The following is a 15,731-nucleotide window of genomic DNA, read 5'->3' as shown; positions in this document are numbered from 1 at the left end:
GGGTGCCTAACGGCAGTATGTGACGGCAACATCACCGGACTGCGGCTACCGCCTCGACCTGCTCCTGGCGTCCGGCGAGACGATCCGCGCCGAGGTGCCCGAGGCGTTACCGGTCGGGACGGCCGTCGGGGTGTTGATCCCGGACGTGGTGCTGCGCAAGGCGGCGGGTCGTCGTCGTTGTTGGGATCGGTGTCAGTGTCGGGGTCGGCGGGTGGCGATGTTGCGGCACTCGGCGGCGACGGCGGCCTGGACGTAGGCGGTGACCCGGCGGCTGGTCGCCTGCAGCACCGGGACCAGAAGAATGGTCCGCTGCCGCCTTCGAAGGTCTTTCTGGCGATCAAGTTTCGTGATCTTGGCAGGCTCGCGGTCCGCGCCGCTCGATAAGACCGGCGCGCTCGTTCGCGGTGTGCTGGAGGGCGACCTGAGGTGCGGTCCGGTCGGTGCGGGCGAGGTAGACGTGGTCGAGGCGGTGGCGTTCGCGGCCGCGGTAGGTGAAGCGGCTTTCCCGTGTCTAGAGCTTGCGCCCAATCTCGTCCAGGACGAGCCCGGTCTCCTCGGCGATCTCGCGCAGCGCAGTGTCCTCGAGCTTTTCGCCGGGGTCTTGGCCGCCGCCGGGCAGTTCCCACCAGTGGTGGCCGGGGTCGTGGGGGTCGCGGGCGTGGATGAGCAGGACCTCTTCGTCGCTGTTGAGCAGCAGGACGCGGGCGCCGACCCGCAGGGCCGGTTCGCTGGCGACGGTCATTCGGTGGGTCCTCGTGCTCGGCAGCTGGCGTGGCGGCCGGGCACGAGCACCCAGGTTCAGAAGAGCCCTCTCGGAGCACGCCGAAGCCCCGGCCGCTTCGCTTCCGATGACGGAGTGAGAAAAACCCGGCGCCCAGGGTTCGGTGCCCTCAGGAGATGCGCGATCGCGGTCGGGGTGCGGGGCGGTCGATGAGGACGCGAGGGTGTTCGCGGCCGGCGGCGATGCCGTCGCGGATGGTCCTGGTCAGCTCGGCGCGGTCGAACTCGGCGACGCCGAGGTGGTGGCGGGCGGCGTGGGTGAGGTGGTGGGTGATCGCGGCGGCGCTGATCCACCCGTTGCCCAGCAGCTCCCCAAGCGCTGCTGCGGCAGCGTAGACGGCGATGTGGCGGTGGCCCTCGGAGGCGGTGGCGACGTTGCGGCACTCGGCGGCGAGGGCGGCCTGGACGTAGGCGGTGACCCGGCGGCTGGTCGCCTGCAGCACCGGGACGACCGCCGGGCGGGCTGGAGGTGGTGGTGGGGTGAGGGCGGTGACCAGCCATGCGGGTAGGGCAGCGATCGGCAGGTCCCAGGTGATGGCATACGGGACCGGCACGCCCTGGACGACGGCGATCGACCCCGGTGCGGTGATGAGCGCGCCGGGTCCGCGGGTGTCGACGTGCCAGCCGAGCCCGCGGCCGCGGGCTCCGACGGTGCTGCGCAGCCGCGACCCGGACGGCCGGGCGAAGTAGCGGTGCTCGCCGCCGCGCGGGGTCGCGACGGTGAACGTGTCGACCGGGTCCGGCTCGCCGGCCCGGTGGGCCAGCAGGGCCAGGACGTCGCGGCCGTGGGTGACGCCGCGGCGGGCCCACTGGATGGGGATCACCCCGTGGGCGGCATCGAGGTCGAGCACCAGCAGACCCGCCGGGCCACAGGCGATGCCGACGTTGTGCAGCGGGTGGCGCATCCACCAGCGGCGGATGCGGTCGGGGTCACAGGTCGCCCGCTGCTGCCAGCCGGGAATGGCGGGCCTTTTGCTGCGGGGAGCCAGCGGGAACACCGGCCACCCACGTCCGGCGGCGTCCAGCGCGGCGCCGAGCAGACCGTCGGCGCCGGCGACGAGCATGGCTGCTCGCGCGGTCGTGGTGGGCGTGTTCACGGCACCAGCTCGGCCGCGATCGGGGCGGGCACGGGGTCGATGACCATGGCGGCGGCGTTGTCGGTGCCGCCGAAGTACCGCGCGGCAAGCGTTACCCGGTTCGCACACGAGCCTGGGTCGCTGAACGTGCGCACGGCGCGGACGAGGGAGGCGTGCGGCACTGGTTTGTGGACGCCGTCGCTGGTCAGCAGCAACCGGCGCCGCGGCCCGGTCGTGGTGACGCGGCCGAAGGAGTGGTCATCGGCGGTGGCTACGGAGCTGGTGACGACGTTGTCCCGCCGGGCGGCCAGCTCCTCGAGCTCCTGCGGCCGGTCCCGGTAGCGCTCGACGAGGCTTTCGCGCAGCTCCTGACCTTCGGTGTGGTCGACGGTGAGCTGGGTCAGCACGTCGGTGTCCGGGTCGTATTCGTAGGCGCGGCAGTCTCCGACCCACGCGATGTCCCACCCGCCACCCTGCTCGTGCGGGAGTGGGGCGGCGACGACCATGACGGTGTCGCCGGCATGGACGGCGGCGAGGGTGCCGGTAGCGGCGAGCAGCCCGGCGACGGCACCGCGGTCGGCGGCGACGTAGGCGGCGGTGGCCGCGGCACTGCCGGCGGCGTGAGCGGCCAAGGCGCTGTCTCCGATGCCGTCGGCGACGGCCCAGCCATGGCGGGCGCCGGTAGTGGAGACGTGGGTGCCGGTGGCGTCGGCCTGGTGGGCGCGGCCGCCGATGCGCAAGGCCGCACCGGGCAGGTAGGCGGGGTGGTCGGCGGCGTAGCGGCGGTGGTGGCGGGCCAGGACGCGGGCGTCGCTGTGGGATTCGGCGATCTCGGCCCACCCGCAGCGGCAGGTCGCGTGGGTCCAGCACGGGCCAGACGGGAGCGGGGCGTGCGGCCAGACGGGGTGGTGTGCCGAGGCGTGGGTGCTGGTGCGGTGGATGTGGTCGAAGACCGGCGGAAGGTGCGGGTGCATCGAGGAAACTCCGTTCACGCGCGGGGCTGGTGATGGAGCCCGGCGGGAGGCGAGGACGACGGGATGGGGCCGGGGCGGGCCCGGCAATGCAGTGCGCTGGCCCGCCCCGGCGAGGAATCGAGTGCGGAGGTGGTCCGGCGGGCTAGAGCGCGGTGCCGGTCGGTTCCGCCTCGACCTCGGTCTCGGTGTGCTGGGACGCCTCCTCGTCACTGCCGGCGGCGTCGTCACCAGTCGCCTCGGCCGCGGTGTCGTCGTGGTCGTCCGTGCCCGGTGCGTCGTCTCCCTCGACCGCGGCGGCGATGTCCTCATCGAGGTCCTGGATGTCGACGACGTCAGGCCCGTCGCCACGGTCTGTCTCGTCATCGGCGGTGCCGCCCTCGGCGTCCTCGGCCGCCGGGTGGCTGTGCACCTCGCCGGGCTCGCCGCCGTCTGCGGCCGTGCCGCCGTCGCTGGTGGCTGCGGTGTCGAGGTCGCCGAGCTGGGCGGCGATGACATCGGCCTCGGTCTCCGGTTCGAGCACCTTCCGCTCGACGTCGGAAGCCGGGTAGCCCCAGCTGATGATCGCGGCGATGTACGCCTGCGAGGAGCCCCACGGGTGGCGCCAGGTGTTGCGGGAGATGTCGGACTCGATCGCACACAGGGTGAGGAACAGGTCGTAGAGGGTCGCCTTGCCCGCGGTGGGGGCCTTGGCGATCTTGTCGGCCAGGTCGGCGAGAGTGGCGCCGACCGGCATGCCGATCAGCTTCATCGCCAAGGGGTGGTTGCGTTCGAACGCGCGCCGGAGCTCGTAGCCGCCTTCGGCCTTCTGCAGGGCGAGGAACAGCTGCGCGCCCTGCGGCGCGGTCTTGCGCTGCAGGAGCCCGGCGAGCCATTCCCGGCGCGGCGTCTCGGAGGCGTCCCAGTCCTTGTTGTTCTGGATCACCCACTTGCGGATGATCCGGGCCTTCGTGCGCTCGAGTTCGGCGGCGGCCTGGGCGGCGCGGGCGGCCGCGACCTCGTCGTTGCCGCTGGTGGCGGCCGGGTCGTTGAGGCTGTCGAGGTCGACGGCCCCGCCGGTGGGGCTGGTGACCACGGTGGTGAGGTCCGCGCGGCCGGCCGGGGCGTAGCTGAGGGCGTGCCCATGGGCGCGGAAGTCAGCGCAGCCATAGACGGGCACCGGAATCCGCTTGTCGTCCTCGTCGTACTCCTCTTCGATCCACGCGCCATGGCCGGGGCAGGACGCGTGGTATTCGGCGGTGAGTTCGATGCGCGGTTCGTGCTCGGGCGTGGGGCGCAGCCGGTCGAGCGTGCGGGCGTCCCCGTCGTAGGTCGAGAGGGAGTCGTCGAAGATCGTGACGCCCGCGGTGGTCAGTTCTTCGGTGAGGTCCTCGGCCAAGGCCGCGAACCGCTCGTTCTCGGCGCGTTCGGCACGCTTGCGTTCGGCGAAGACGGTGAAGTTGTTCGGGTTCTCGCGCGCGATGCGGATCAGTTCCTTCGCGGTGTCGAGGTCACCGGCCTGGTCGAACTCGCCGACGATGGCGGCCTGCAGGATGTCGAGGTCGTAGCGTTCGGCGGCCTTGACCGCCAGCTCGCTGCGCCCGGCCTGCAGGACGTTCTCGACACAGGCTTTGCCCTTCTTGCCCAGGGCCAGCTTGCGGGCGATGCCGGTCGGGGTGAGGTTGAACGCGGCGAGCTGCTGGAAACCGCGGGCCTTGTCCGCCAGGGTGAGCCCGCGGCGGATGTCGTTCTCGATGAACTGGTTGACGATCCGGTCGATGGTGGCTTTGCGCTCGTCGGCGGGGGGCGGGGTCTTCATCCAGACCGGCAGCAGGCAGCCGGCTTCGCGGGAGTTGAGGACCCGGCGCTGGCCTTCGGTGACCACGACGGCGCCGGTGTCGTAGTCGCGGTAGCCGTTGGCCGCGGTCTTGACGCCGTGGGTTTTGAAGTTCGCCGTCGTTTCCTCGTCGGCTTCGGCGTTGTCGGTGCGCACGTTCTCCGCGAGCAGCACCTCGTCCGGCTCGACCCAGATGATGGTGTCGATCTCGGCGTCCCACTTCGCGTGCAGCGCCGTGCGCTGTTCGTCGGACAGCTCGTCCACCGGGGTGCCACCCACGTCGGTCGACGACGTGTCGTCCGTGGCGTCGCGATCGGTGGCGGCACTGTCCGGTTCAGACGGTGTGAGTTCGGTTTTCGGTGCGGTTGCGGGGGTGGTGTCGTCGGTGTCGCGCTGGGTCGGCAGATCCATCGTCCTGGTCACGAAGGGCTCCTTCACACGGGCCGGCCACCGCGAATCTCGATGGCCGGCCACGAACCCCGCACCGACCATTCCCACCGCCGTGACGCGGTGGAGAACGAGCGGAGTGCGGGTGTCCCGGTCGGGACGCACTCGCCCGAGCGGGGCCGCCCGTGTCGGTGGCAAGCCCGCCCTCGCTGCACACCCGCAGCCGAGACCGTGAATGCGCGGGCTTCCGCCGGCGCCAGGCTCCGCTAGAGTGCGTCGGCCCGACCTGGGCACCCGCGCCTTCTCGGCGTTGCGTCAGCACCTGTGCCGTTGACTGCTCTGCCTTCGTTAATTGCGTGGCCTTGTATTGCGTTGCTGTGGCCTTGTGGTCAGCGCTACGCGCCCGGCTCGGTGTGACGAGCTGGCAGACGGTGATCGAGAACGGCGTACGTAGATTTCCGTATTGGGGTTCGTGTGGCCGCCTGGAACCCTCGAAGTCGCTTGGCGAACGCTTTCCGTGTTCGTCGGATTCGGACTAGAAAGGATCACGATGAAGCGCAGCCTGATCATCGCTACGATCGTCGCGTTGGCGGCGGTGGTGAGTGGGAGCCGGGTATTCGCCGCCCCGCTGGCCACCTCTTCGACCTTCGCCGCGTCGGATGTGTACCACTTCAACGTCGCGAAGAAGGTGAACCTGCCGGTCAGGGCGGCTGACGGATCGACACGGGTCGCGACAGTGTATGGCCCGTTCAACGTGCGAGCCGTCCACAGTGGCAAGTGTCTTGACGTCACCGGCGGCCCCGCTGCGACGGGCGACGGCGCACCAGTGCAGCAGTGGACGTGCCTCGGGGCGGGGCAGACCAATCAGATGTGGTATTTCGCCGATACGGGTGACGGTCGCACCTACGACGCGATCGCCGTGCACAGTGGCAAATGCCTGGACGTCGTCGGTGGCACCGCGGCGGTCGGCAACGGGGTACGAGTCCAGCAGTGGACATGCCTCGGATACGCGCAAAGCAATCAGCGGTGGGCGTTGTACACGCAGGACAGCGGGGCCACGACGAGCATCGTCGTCCAGCACAGCGGCAAATGTCTCGACGTCACAGGAGGTACTGCGGCAGTGGCTGACGGTACGCCGGTTCAGCAGTGGACGTGCCTGAGCAACGCTCAGACCAATCAGCGTTGGTACCTCAGTTACGCGTGAGAATCGGCTCGTTGTGCGCGCCACCGGCATCGTGGGGCGTACAACGAGCCTGCCGCCGAGCTTCTGGTGTTATGGCCGCGAACGTCCCTTCAGGACACGTCGGACAAGCCATCAGTTGTGAGACAAGATAATTCCGAGACGTTGCGCCAGAAGAACCGTGCCGAGCCGGTCGGTTGTTCCGAGCTTACGGTACAGGTTCTCGAGGTGCTTCGTGACGGTCCGCTGTGATATTGCCAGCCGGCGCGCGATAACGGCCGCCGGGAGACCTTCGGCCAGCAGGTGTAGCACGATCAGTTGGCGAGATGTGAGCCGGTAGTCGGCGGCTCGGTCAGTGGGTGTCTTGCCTGAGGACGGCTTGCTCAGGAGTTGAAGATGTCGAACATGTGAATCCAGAGAGATCAGCAATCGTTGCAGGTGTGATGCGAGTTCCAGTTCTTTGCTACTATAAGGCGTTTCGGGTCGGCCAAGCAAAAGCATGCGAAAGTTCTCGCCTGTGTCGGAAATCGGTATGCATAGCTGTTCGGTGATGCCGAAGGCTTCCTTGGTGATGTTGAAGATCTCTGTTCGATGCCAGGAATGCGTGTCTGCGACGTCGCAGGCGCTGCGTGGGGCATTGTCTCGAGTTACTGCGTAGTGACGGGGGAATGGATGCGTCTTTATGCTGACGGCTGTTGATTTCGAGGGGAAATCGAGGGGGATGATGTCGGCGAGCCAGGTCGGGGACCACGCTTCAGCGTGTGCGGACTCTCCTGCGTAGCAGACGTTGTCGTACAGTGTGCACGCAGTGCTGTCGAGGCGGTGGGCCACTTCGGCGGTCATCAACGGCCAAGGTGACGCGGGATCTGAGCTCTCCAGGTACGCGACGGCAATATCAACTAGCTGTTCGCAACTACCTGTCGATGTATTCGGCATATAAAGACTGTCTCACGGTGACGGGTTGATTTCGACTGTGTCGGGGCTTTGCGGCTGATCGGCTCAGCAGCCGACGACCAATGGGCTAGTGTTGACCTTACGCAATTCTCCTAGTTGCCCTTGCTTGGTGGCTGTGCCAGTGGCGAGTTGTCACATGGTTGGTGATGCGGCTTGTTGCTCCGTGCGCGGGCCACCGGCCGGGGAAAGGGGCGGCGGGGACCGGGTTGAGGTGTTCAGAGGGCGGCGAGGACGTTGCGCAGGGTGGCCGTGGTGGCGCGGTCGAGCTTGGCGATGTCGCCGTCGATGGCGCGGGTCATGTTCCGTTCGGCGCGGGTGGCGCCGTGGACGACGGCTTCGTGGTGGGTGTGGGTGTTGACCGCTTGTACAACGCCCCAAGCGGTGTTCTTCCATGGGCTGACCCGGTGGTCGCTGGTCCACAGGCGAGTGAGGGCCGAGCGCTTCCTGTCGGCGTTGGTGCGCTTGCGCCCCACCTCATCGGGAATCGGGGTGTGGGCGTCGAGGAAGGCGGTCCATGCTCGGTCGGTGACGGTGGTCTGGCACAGCTTCGTGACTTCGGCGGCGAAGTCGTCGGCGACGGTGTGCACGATCTGCAGCGCTGCACGCGCAGTGAGCAGTTTGAGGTTGCTGTTGCGCCTGTGCACGATGGCGTGTTCCTGGCCTTCTTCACGCAGGCCGGCGCCCATGGTGTTGTCGCAGACGACGTTGGTGACGATGCGCTTGTAGCGGGTCTTGAGGCTGGCGTCGTGGCTGGAGCAGGCGAGCAGGTTGGGCCGGAACTCCACGCCCTCGGGCGTGACGATGTTGTCGGGGATCTCGACGCTGACCCAGGCTTGCCTGCGGTCACGCAGTAGCCCGGCCGAGCCGATGGCGAGTCCGTCGTCGAGGATGGCGGAAACGTTGTCGAGCAGCCAGTGGCTGAACTGGTGGATCTCGTACTCGTCGGTGCGGATGCCGAGGAGGTCGCCGTTGTCGGAGGCGGTGACGCCGAGGTGGTGCTTGGCCAATCGAAGGCCGAATCGGTCCTCGACCAGGACCCGGGCCGGCTCGGCAGTCCAGTGGAACAGGCGTCGCTTGACATCGGCGACGGGGATTGCACCAGGATAGTGATTCGGTTCGGTGCCTTGGTCTTCGGCACGGTAGTGCCAGGCGCGGCCGCGTTTGTCGGTGAATCCGATGAGGACGTCGGTGTTGAGCCACTTGCTTGTTTCCTTCGACACGAGGCTTACCCTTTCGATGTGGCGCAGTGCGTGCTGTTTGGGACTGCGGGCTCGCGGGTGGACGGCCACGACAAACCAGGCCGAAGCGCCGGCGGTGCATGAGCCCTGTGCTGCGACGGGAGGTCGATGTGTGGGCTGGAGGCTGTGCACCGCCGGCGCTGGCCTGGTCCTCTGGGCCCGATCACGCCGCGACGACCGATCGACCGGCGGGCTTCGCCCGCTGGCGTTGCCGAAATGCCGGTACCGGAGGTCTCAGGGACGGACTAGGAGTCTGAAGCGGCGATTCGCGCCGCAAGGCGCTCGAGTTTCCGGTCTAGAGCGGCACCGGCGATGCGCTGCTGGAGCAGCACGCTGAGGGCGTCGCCGCCGGGTGCCCCGGCGGCGTGCGCGAGCGCATAGGCAGCGAAGTGTCGTGCGCGGCGGCGCAGTGCGCTGGCGGAGATCAGCGCAGCGAGCTTGGCCCGGATCTTCCGGTCGGCGTTGCCGCGGTAGAGGGCCATCCACAACTGCTCGACGCGGCGGAGGTCGAGATCGAACGGTGGGAGAAGCCTAGGCCCGTAGAGTGCGTTGTCACGCAGCGCGCAGGTGATGGCGAATCCGTTCTCGTCGTCGGGGAACTCGCCGCGGCCGGCCTCGTCGATGGCCAGCTCGACTAAGTGGTGGGTGTGGTCGTCGCAGCGCACGAGCAGGGGCAGCACGGCGCGGGCGAAGCGGCCGAGGCGAGTGGGGATGCTCTCGCCGCGCTCGGTGAACGGCAGTCCCCAGGGCAGGGCAGCGTCGGCCACGATGCGCAGGGGTGGGGTGAGGTCCAGGGGCGTGGTGGTGGGGAGGATGGCGCTGATGCGGTGGGGTTCGCGGTAGTCGCGCAGGATGGCGCCGGGTTGGGTGTGTGGGGTCCAGTAGCAGCCCACAACGGTGTGCCCGGCGGGGCGCAGCGCAGTCTCGAGTGCGGCGATCGCGGCCCGGTGCGGGAGTGGTTGCTGATTGTCCTGGCCGTTGCCGACTACGACGATCAGCAGGTCTGCGTTACTGCCGGCAGGGAGCTGGTCGTGGACGTGCTTGCCCATCGCCGGGGTGTGGAGGGTGGTGATGTCGGCTGAGGGGAACGCCAGAACTGCTGGTGTGATCGGGTCGGCTGCGCGGGTGGGGAAGCCGATGACGAACAGGGTGTCGGAGCTGGCGTCGGGCAGGACGCCGATCGCTTCGCTGGCGGTCAGGTAGGTGGTCACGGTGAAGGTGCTCCCGTCGCTCAGCCTTCCCGCACGTGGCGCGGGAAGGCGGTGGTGGCTCACCGGGTGGGTGAGCCGCCACCGCCCGAGCGCGCGCCTGACGGCGGCCCCTCATGGGCGACCGGCGACCGGTCATCGTCAAGTCCGGGCCGCCGTCGGGGTGCGCGCTAACCTCGGCCGGCCTCACCTGCCGGGGCCGTGCCCTCCGGCTCCCCGTCCGTCTCCGCGTCGTCGTCGATCGCGGCGAGGATGTCGTCGACGTTGGTGACCAGCCGGGCTGTGCCGTCCTGGATCAGCTGGTGGCAGGCCGCGGTTTCACCGGACTTGAGCGCGATTGCTGAGTATGCAGGAGGCTGCCGCTCGCACTCGGATAGGTGGTTGGCTCAACGAGCGGAATCAGCCATAGAGCCAGGTCATCGACGTGGCCAGGCACTCAGCAGCGGTTCCTGCACCTGAGGCGGACAGCAGTGCCGCACCCCGCACGATGAGCGCGGCGTCCGCCGGCGCCCGGGTCAGAAGTTCGCCGATGACGATCTCGGCGTCGGCGCAGAGATCAGCGGTATCGATGACGAGCTGCAGCGCCGGGTCATCGGGGTAGGTCCGCACCTCGGCCGGACGCCCGGGTCGGTCATCGCTGTCCTCCTTGCGCGGGCCGACATGCGACTGAGCGGTCGGTGGCCGTCGGGACGGCGCCGCGTCGGCACGATGGTGGAGAGGTCCGGGCCGATATCGGCTGTGTCAGCGGCAGGTGCGGGAGCCGGCAGCGGAAGATGTCGGTGTTGTAGGCGATGGCGCCAGCATGCGCGATTGCGGACCCGCGGCTTCGCGAGGACGTTCTTTGTGTGAGTGCGGGCGGTTTCGGTCGAACGAAATTGTCGCCGTCCGATCTGGATGTTGCTGAAACGGCGTGCCACGTCGCGCAGGACCTCCAGCTCGGTGTCGGTCAGGTCGGTCCTTCGGGTCATGGCCGGACCTCCGTGGTCGTTTGGCGGGCGAAAGGGGGTTGACCGGCGCGGCGCGTGCGCTGACCGGCCAGCCCGAATCGGGATCCGGCTCCTCCGGGGGAAGGCGTGTTGACTTGGGGTCCCGGTTCATTCAGATGGCTCGCGCGGGTTTGGTGTGAGGACGCCCCGGGACATCGAGGGCCCGCAGTGACCGGTGTCGCGGGGCCTGGTTACGTGATTGAGGCCGCGCGCCGACCCGAAAGGTCACGCGTGGCCGGGAGCGACGGCATCGATCGTGGGTTCGTGATCAGCGGTCTACACGAAGACGGCGTCGGCGGGGACGGGTACGGGGAAGGAAGCCTAGCTGATAGCTCGATGATTTCCAGGGACCGGTCCAGCCTGCACGCTGTCGCCGACAAGCTAACCGACCTCGACTGCGCCATTGCCCGCCGGTCCCGCGCCCCGACTGGCCTCTGAGCGTTGCAATCATCATTATGATCCGAAGTCATGACCAGGACTGTCGCAATTGCCCGCTCACGTCAAATCGGATGGGAAGCCGCCATGGAGCCGACATGCGGTGGAAGCTAGGTGTGCTACAGAACCCGGCTTCCATCGTGTGGCCGCGCATGTCTAGCCGTTTTGGTTACGATTTCCGCCCCCGGAACGATGGTCCCGACGAAGGATGGCCACGAGGCTGACGACAGCGGTTGCTGCCCGAACGGCCGTGACGAACGGGGCCACCCACGGTTCGATCGCGGCGAGGGTGTCGATCAAGTGCGTCCACATGGCAACTCCATCAGGTAGATCGGCTGGTGCACCTCCAAGAAAACTCAGGCAAGGCTGCAAGCAGGGGAAATGGTCAAAGTTGCACAAGATTGCACGGCGCAGGACAGGGGAAGGAAGGTTGGCGTGACGGACCAGGAGAGCGCCCACGAAGTCCTGATGGATCTCTACAAAGCTGTGCAAGAGCCGGCACCCCGCGAGGTCGCCCTCAGACTCAACACGCTCGACAAGCACGAGGAGGGAGACCTGGGAAACTTGTCAACCAAGTCGGTCTACAACGTATTAAAAGGCGCGCACAAGCCCACGAACTCCGTGGTCAAGGGGTTTATCCGAGGCTGCCTGCAGGTCGACACAAAGCGCGGTAGGAACCATGTACTGAGTGACGACCGGGCGACCTTCAAGTACTGGTGGGATCGCTATACAACCGCACGTGACCGTGCGATCGAACTCGCCCTGCCCGACGACGAGCCGTTCGACGGTACCTCCGCGCCGCCCAGCGAGCTGTTGAACAGTCGTAACGAGGTGGTCTCCTTCAGGGGGCGAGACAGAGAGCTAGCCGACCTGACCCGCTGGCGGGATGCTCCAGGACGCCTGGCTGTCCGCTGGCTGCACGGTCCAGGTGGCCAGGGCAAGACCAGGCTGGCCGAGAAATTTGCTGACATCAGTGAGCCCGAGTGGTCGGTGGTGCGCCGCGACCAGAGCCGGACCGATCCGCTGCCGGAGAAGGGGCGAGGAGGTCGGAACCTGCTGCTAGTGGTCGACTACGCCGACCGACTCCCGGTCCCTGTCCTCGCGTCCTTCCTGCGTGACCCGGCTCTGGGGGCCGCCCTGGACTCGCGAGTGTTGCTGGTGGGCCGTTCACGCCAGCCCCTGTCGTGGGTGCGGACGGAACTGCAGGGGGCGACTGTCGACGAGATGGCCTTGGCACCGCTGGCCGACACGCTCAACGAGCGACTCGACGCGTTTCACCACGCCTGTGACTGTTTCGCCAAGGCACTGCGCTTGGTTGACGTGGCAGACCTACGCCCACCTGTCCCGCTTGATCGGCCAGACATGGGATCAGCCCTGTCACTGCACATGGCGGCGCTGGTCGCGGTCGACGCGCACGCAAGGGGCGAAACGGTCGACGGCTTCGCAGAACCTGGACGGCTTTCCAGGTACCTGCTAGAACGCGAAGAGCGACACTGGCATGAATGGATCGAACGCTCCCGGACGTTCACCACCACACCTGAGATCATGCGTCACGCGGTCTTCACCGCCTGTCTCACCGGCAGGCTGTCGTATTCCGAGGCTAAGGCCGCGGTCGCGGGCTTTACCACGGGCCTGTCGCCGGATACCGTGCTGGCCGACCACGCCCGCTGCTACCCACCTGAGACGCCGGTGACCACCGAAGTGGCCCGACTGGAACCCCTCTACCCGGACCACCTCGCCGAAGACTTCATCGCCCTGTGCATGCCCGGCCACGGCGGCGATGCCCCGGGTTGGTCTCTCGACCGTGTGCGCGAACTGCTCGCCCGTAACCCCGACGGCAGCTGGCCCAGCTACATCGACCGCGCCATCACCTTCCTAGCAGCCGCCTCAGCCCCCGGCCGCAACCCTCACGTTGCCCCCCATCTGGCGGCCAATCTCCGAGAGAACCCCGCGGTGGCCTTTGCAGCAGGAAACGCCGCACTTGCAGCCATCACCCACCTCGACGACGACACCCTCGAGGCCGTCATGGCCGAAGCTCCTGCCCCTGGTGACTCTCTCGTGGACATCGGCATCTACACGGTCATGCGCAATGCCCAGTCCCGGCACCCTGACGTTGAGCCGACGGGTGACTACCTGCGCGACCTAAGCGACTTCGCATTCTGCGCAGGTATGCACGACAACGCCGTCGCGCACCTTCGAGACGCTGTTCACATGCTTCGGACGGACCCCAGTCCAGACGCACAGCGGTCGTTGGCCTCCGCGCTGGGCGAGCTCAGCTTCAAGCTAACAGTCGTTGGCGACGACGCGGGCAGCGCCGAGGCAGCAGCAGATGCCAGTAGGGTCCGTCAGAAGCTAGCTGCAGCCGGCTCGACAGAACCTGATTACGAGAGCGTGTACGACGACCTGCTCAAGAAGGCGCTGACGGCCTTGACTGCTGGTCAGCACGACGCCGCGCTCGTCCTCAGCCAGCAGATATTGGACTCGGTCGGAGACTTTCCCGAGGACGAGCGCCCCGGCGCGGCCGGAGTCGCGTCGCTCGCCCGCGGCAGCGCACTACTTGGTCTTCAACGTTACGTGGACGCGGCCTTAGTCCTTGAAGATGCCATTCGCCTGATCGAGTCTTTGCAGGATGATTCGCGCACAATGCGAACGATGTTGGAAAATGCTCACTTGCAACTCAGAATGTGTTACGTTGAGCTGGATGACGCCAATAAAGTCAAGGAACATGAAGCCAAATTCTCGCAATACGCCCAGGGTGGCGGCCTCGAACTTCGAGACATGGGCGCGTCAAGTCCACTGATGATATTGGCTCAAGTGGAAAATTTGATGGCAGAGGAGCGTTTGGACGACGCTGTTGCAATGGTGCGGGAAAGCTTGGACCTGGACCAGTTCAGAAGCAACTCCTCGAACGCGGGCACCATGTTCGCTCTTGTCGAATGTGTGGCTGCGTCCCTGGTGGATGTCGGACGCTGGAACGAGGCGCGTCCTCTGCTCGCGTTGGCTGTGGCGAACGCGCATTCCATGGCTATGGCGATGCCGACAACGGTGCTCACTTTGGCGGCTGAATTTTTCGACAAATTCGCCGACATGCTCGCTGGTAGGAGTGAGGATCGGGGTGATGTCTGGAACCTTCGTATCGACGCGCTCGAGTTCGCGCGCGTTGCTGCAGACCGAACGCCGTCGGCACAATCGCGCTTGGTTCGGATACTGGAAGGTCTTGTTGTTTGTGTAGTGAAAGTCGACGGGTTGGCGGACGGCGTGACGCCACTCAGGGCATTGGTGGATGTGCTGGGCCTGGTTAAGGATCGTGCAGATCTCATAGAAATAATTCCTGGGCTGATCGGTCGATTGATGACAGTTGAAAACCAGGAAATTTCTGCCGCCGATCGAATGTTCATGCTAAACCAAGCCATGGATATTTGCCGTCAATGGGCGTCGTACTTCGCCGAGAATCACGACGAAGGGGGAGTGGGCGCGTGGGTGCACCTCGTCGCTGAGACTGCGATCGCTCTGCTCATCCGCGGCGAGCACGCGGACGCTATGGGGTTGGCCGACCAGGCTGAGGCCGCGTTGAACACGACCAGTCCCCCCGAGGTGCGAGCGGTAGTGCTAGCGGCCGTGGCGGCTAGTCTGCACGAAACGGGCGGTGACATTGACCGTGCCCTGTCCGCCAGCGAGGAGTCGCTCGACTTGTACCTGTCCATCTCTGAACCAGGTCAAGCTCAAGCAGACCAAGAGGTGGAACAAGCCGCTCGTCTGTACGCAGTGATGCTGGACAGGGCAGGTAGGAGTCAGGAGGCTGAACAGGTGCGCGCTCTTCATAGCCTTGACTGAACACCCCCGAGGTGTGTGCCGAATCAGCAGTAGTCAACCGGCTCCAGGTTGCAAGCGCCTCCGGCGTGGACCCTAAGCATCGTAGTCCGGATAACGGCCGACGCCGCGGAGGTGATCGGGCCGGGGACGGCGAGGACCGGTCGCCCGAGTGCGGCGGCGGTCCGGGCGATGTGGCGGGCGGCGCTGCGGACGCCGGCCTCGACGACGACGGTCGCGCTGGTGAACGCGGCCACGAGGCGGTGGCGGGCCAGGAAGCGTGCCGTGCTGGCGGGACACCCGGCGGGTACTCGGACACGACGGCGCCGGCGGCGGCGATCCGCTTGAGCAGGCCCACGTGTCCGGCCGGGTATCCCGCGTCGAGCCCGTTGGCGAGGACCGCGACGGTGCCGCCCGGTGGGTCGGTCGCGAGCGCTCCTCGGTGGGCGGCGCCGTCGATGCCGTAGGCGGCCCCGCTCCACACCGCGATGTTGCGCGACGCCAGCGCGTAGGCGAATTCCGCGGCGTGGTGCTCGCCGTACTCGGTCGCGGCCCGGGAGCCCACGATCGCGACCGAACGCGCGGCCGTCAGGTCGTCGAGTCGTGACTCGCCCTGGACCCACAGGCCCAGGGGCGGGCCGCCGGAGCTGTCGTCGTCGGCGGCCAGGGCACTCAGGCCGGCGAAGGTGTCGGCCGCCGGCCATTCGTCGTCTTCGGGGATCACGAAGCGGGCGCCGAGCTGTGCTGCGGCGCGCAGGCTGGCTTCGGCGAGCATCCAGGTGGCGCCGGGGCGGGTATCGGCGAGCACGTCGGCCGGCGCGGTGCGCTCGCAGATGTGGTGGGCAGCGTCGACGGGCCCGACCTCGGCGATGTAGCGGGAAAGGACCGGG

Annotated in this window: 11 protein-coding genes and 1 pseudogene; 2 read left to right on the top strand and 10 right to left on the bottom strand. The window is 67.5% G+C overall.

Annotated elements, in window-relative coordinates:
• Positions 1-511 precede the first annotated feature (511 nt).
• The 4 genes from QSK39_RS44805 to QSK39_RS44790 form a co-directional block, all read right to left on the bottom strand.
• Positions 512-742: an NUDIX domain-containing protein gene (locus QSK39_RS44805; RefSeq protein ID WP_285483902.1), complete on the bottom strand. Its 231-nt coding sequence runs from the start codon at positions 740-742 to the stop codon at positions 512-514.
• A gap of 148 nt (positions 743-890) precedes the next feature.
• Complete coding sequence (locus tag QSK39_RS44800) at positions 891-1,877, bottom strand: bifunctional DNA primase/polymerase (RefSeq protein WP_285483901.1); 987 nt, start codon at positions 1,875-1,877, stop codon at positions 891-893.
• Complete coding sequence (locus QSK39_RS44795) at positions 1,874-2,830, bottom strand: PP2C family protein-serine/threonine phosphatase (protein WP_285483900.1); 957 nt, start codon at positions 2,828-2,830, stop codon at positions 1,874-1,876. The genes QSK39_RS44800 and QSK39_RS44795 overlap by 4 nt, the downstream gene beginning before the upstream one ends.
• 142 nt (positions 2,831-2,972) lie before the next feature.
• Positions 2,973-5,066, bottom strand: coding sequence for an ICP22 family protein (locus QSK39_RS44790; protein WP_285483899.1), 2,094 nt, complete (start codon positions 5,064-5,066; stop codon positions 2,973-2,975).
• Positions 5,067-5,580: 514 nt separating this feature from the next.
• On the opposite strand from QSK39_RS44790, the gene QSK39_RS44785 reads away from it, so the two are divergent.
• Complete coding sequence (locus QSK39_RS44785) at positions 5,581-6,234, top strand: RICIN domain-containing protein (protein WP_285483898.1); 654 nt, start codon at positions 5,581-5,583, stop codon at positions 6,232-6,234.
• Between the two features lie 111 nt (positions 6,235-6,345).
• Here QSK39_RS44785 and QSK39_RS44780 read toward each other — a convergent pair whose 3' ends face one another.
• From QSK39_RS44780 to QSK39_RS53195, 5 genes are all read right to left on the bottom strand, one after another.
• Positions 6,346-7,053 (bottom strand): helix-turn-helix transcriptional regulator, encoded by a 708-nt coding sequence (locus QSK39_RS44780; protein WP_285483897.1) that lies wholly within the window; start codon positions 7,051-7,053, stop codon positions 6,346-6,348.
• Between the two features lie 326 nt (positions 7,054-7,379).
• The gene (locus tag QSK39_RS44775; protein WP_285483896.1) at positions 7,380-8,384 is read right to left on the bottom strand and encodes a DUF932 domain-containing protein; all 1,005 of its coding nucleotides are present in this window, start codon (positions 8,382-8,384) and stop codon (positions 7,380-7,382) included.
• A 263-nt stretch (positions 8,385-8,647) separates the two neighbouring features.
• Positions 8,648-9,613 carry a hypothetical protein gene (locus tag QSK39_RS44770; protein WP_285483895.1) on the bottom strand — a complete coding sequence of 322 codons (966 nt, stop codon included), beginning with the start codon at positions 9,611-9,613 and terminating at the stop codon, positions 8,648-8,650.
• A 396-nt stretch (positions 9,614-10,009) separates the two neighbouring features.
• Positions 10,010-10,219, bottom strand: a complete 210-nt coding sequence (locus QSK39_RS44765) for a hypothetical protein (RefSeq protein WP_285483894.1) — start codon at positions 10,217-10,219, stop codon at positions 10,010-10,012.
• Positions 10,126-10,578, bottom strand: a complete 453-nt coding sequence (locus QSK39_RS53195; protein ID WP_353051118.1) for a response regulator transcription factor — start codon at positions 10,576-10,578, stop codon at positions 10,126-10,128. The genes QSK39_RS44765 and QSK39_RS53195 overlap by 94 nt, the downstream gene beginning before the upstream one ends.
• An 888-nt stretch (positions 10,579-11,466) precedes the next feature.
• On the opposite strand from QSK39_RS53195, the gene QSK39_RS44760 reads away from it, so the two are divergent.
• A complete protein-coding gene (locus QSK39_RS44760; protein WP_285483893.1) occupies positions 11,467-14,865 on the top strand; it encodes a hypothetical protein in 3,399 nt (1,132 codons plus the stop codon).
• A 23-nt stretch (positions 14,866-14,888) separates the two neighbouring features.
• Here QSK39_RS44760 and QSK39_RS53190 read toward each other — a convergent pair.
• Positions 14,889-15,616, bottom strand: a pseudogene (locus tag QSK39_RS53190) (DNA-processing protein DprA).
• Positions 15,617-15,731: the final 115 nt, after the last annotated feature.

Origin of the sequence: Amycolatopsis sp. NBRC 101858, assembly GCF_030269325.1 — a bacterium.
Lineage (GTDB): Bacteria > Actinomycetota > Actinomycetes > Mycobacteriales > Pseudonocardiaceae > Amycolatopsis > Amycolatopsis ponsaeliensis.
The sequence above is the reverse complement of the archived record's forward strand: the minus strand, read 5'-3'. Positions and strand labels throughout refer to the sequence as shown.

Coding starts and splice junctions, on each gene's coding strand:
- QSK39_RS44805 (WP_285483902.1), bottom strand. CDS start 742: ATGACCGTCGCCAGCGAACCGGCCCTGCGGGTCGGCGCCCGCGTCCTG.
- QSK39_RS44795 (WP_285483900.1), bottom strand. CDS start 2,830: ATGCACCCGCACCTTCCGCCGGTCTTCGACCACATCCACCGCACCAGC.
- QSK39_RS44785 (WP_285483898.1), top strand. CDS start 5,581: ATGAAGCGCAGCCTGATCATCGCTACGATCGTCGCGTTGGCGGCGGTG.
- QSK39_RS44780 (WP_285483897.1), bottom strand. CDS start 7,053: ATGACCGCCGAAGTGGCCCACCGCCTCGACAGCACTGCGTGCACACTG.
- QSK39_RS53195 (WP_353051118.1), bottom strand. CDS start 10,578: ATGACCCGAAGGACCGACCTGACCGACACCGAGCTGGAGGTCCTGCGC.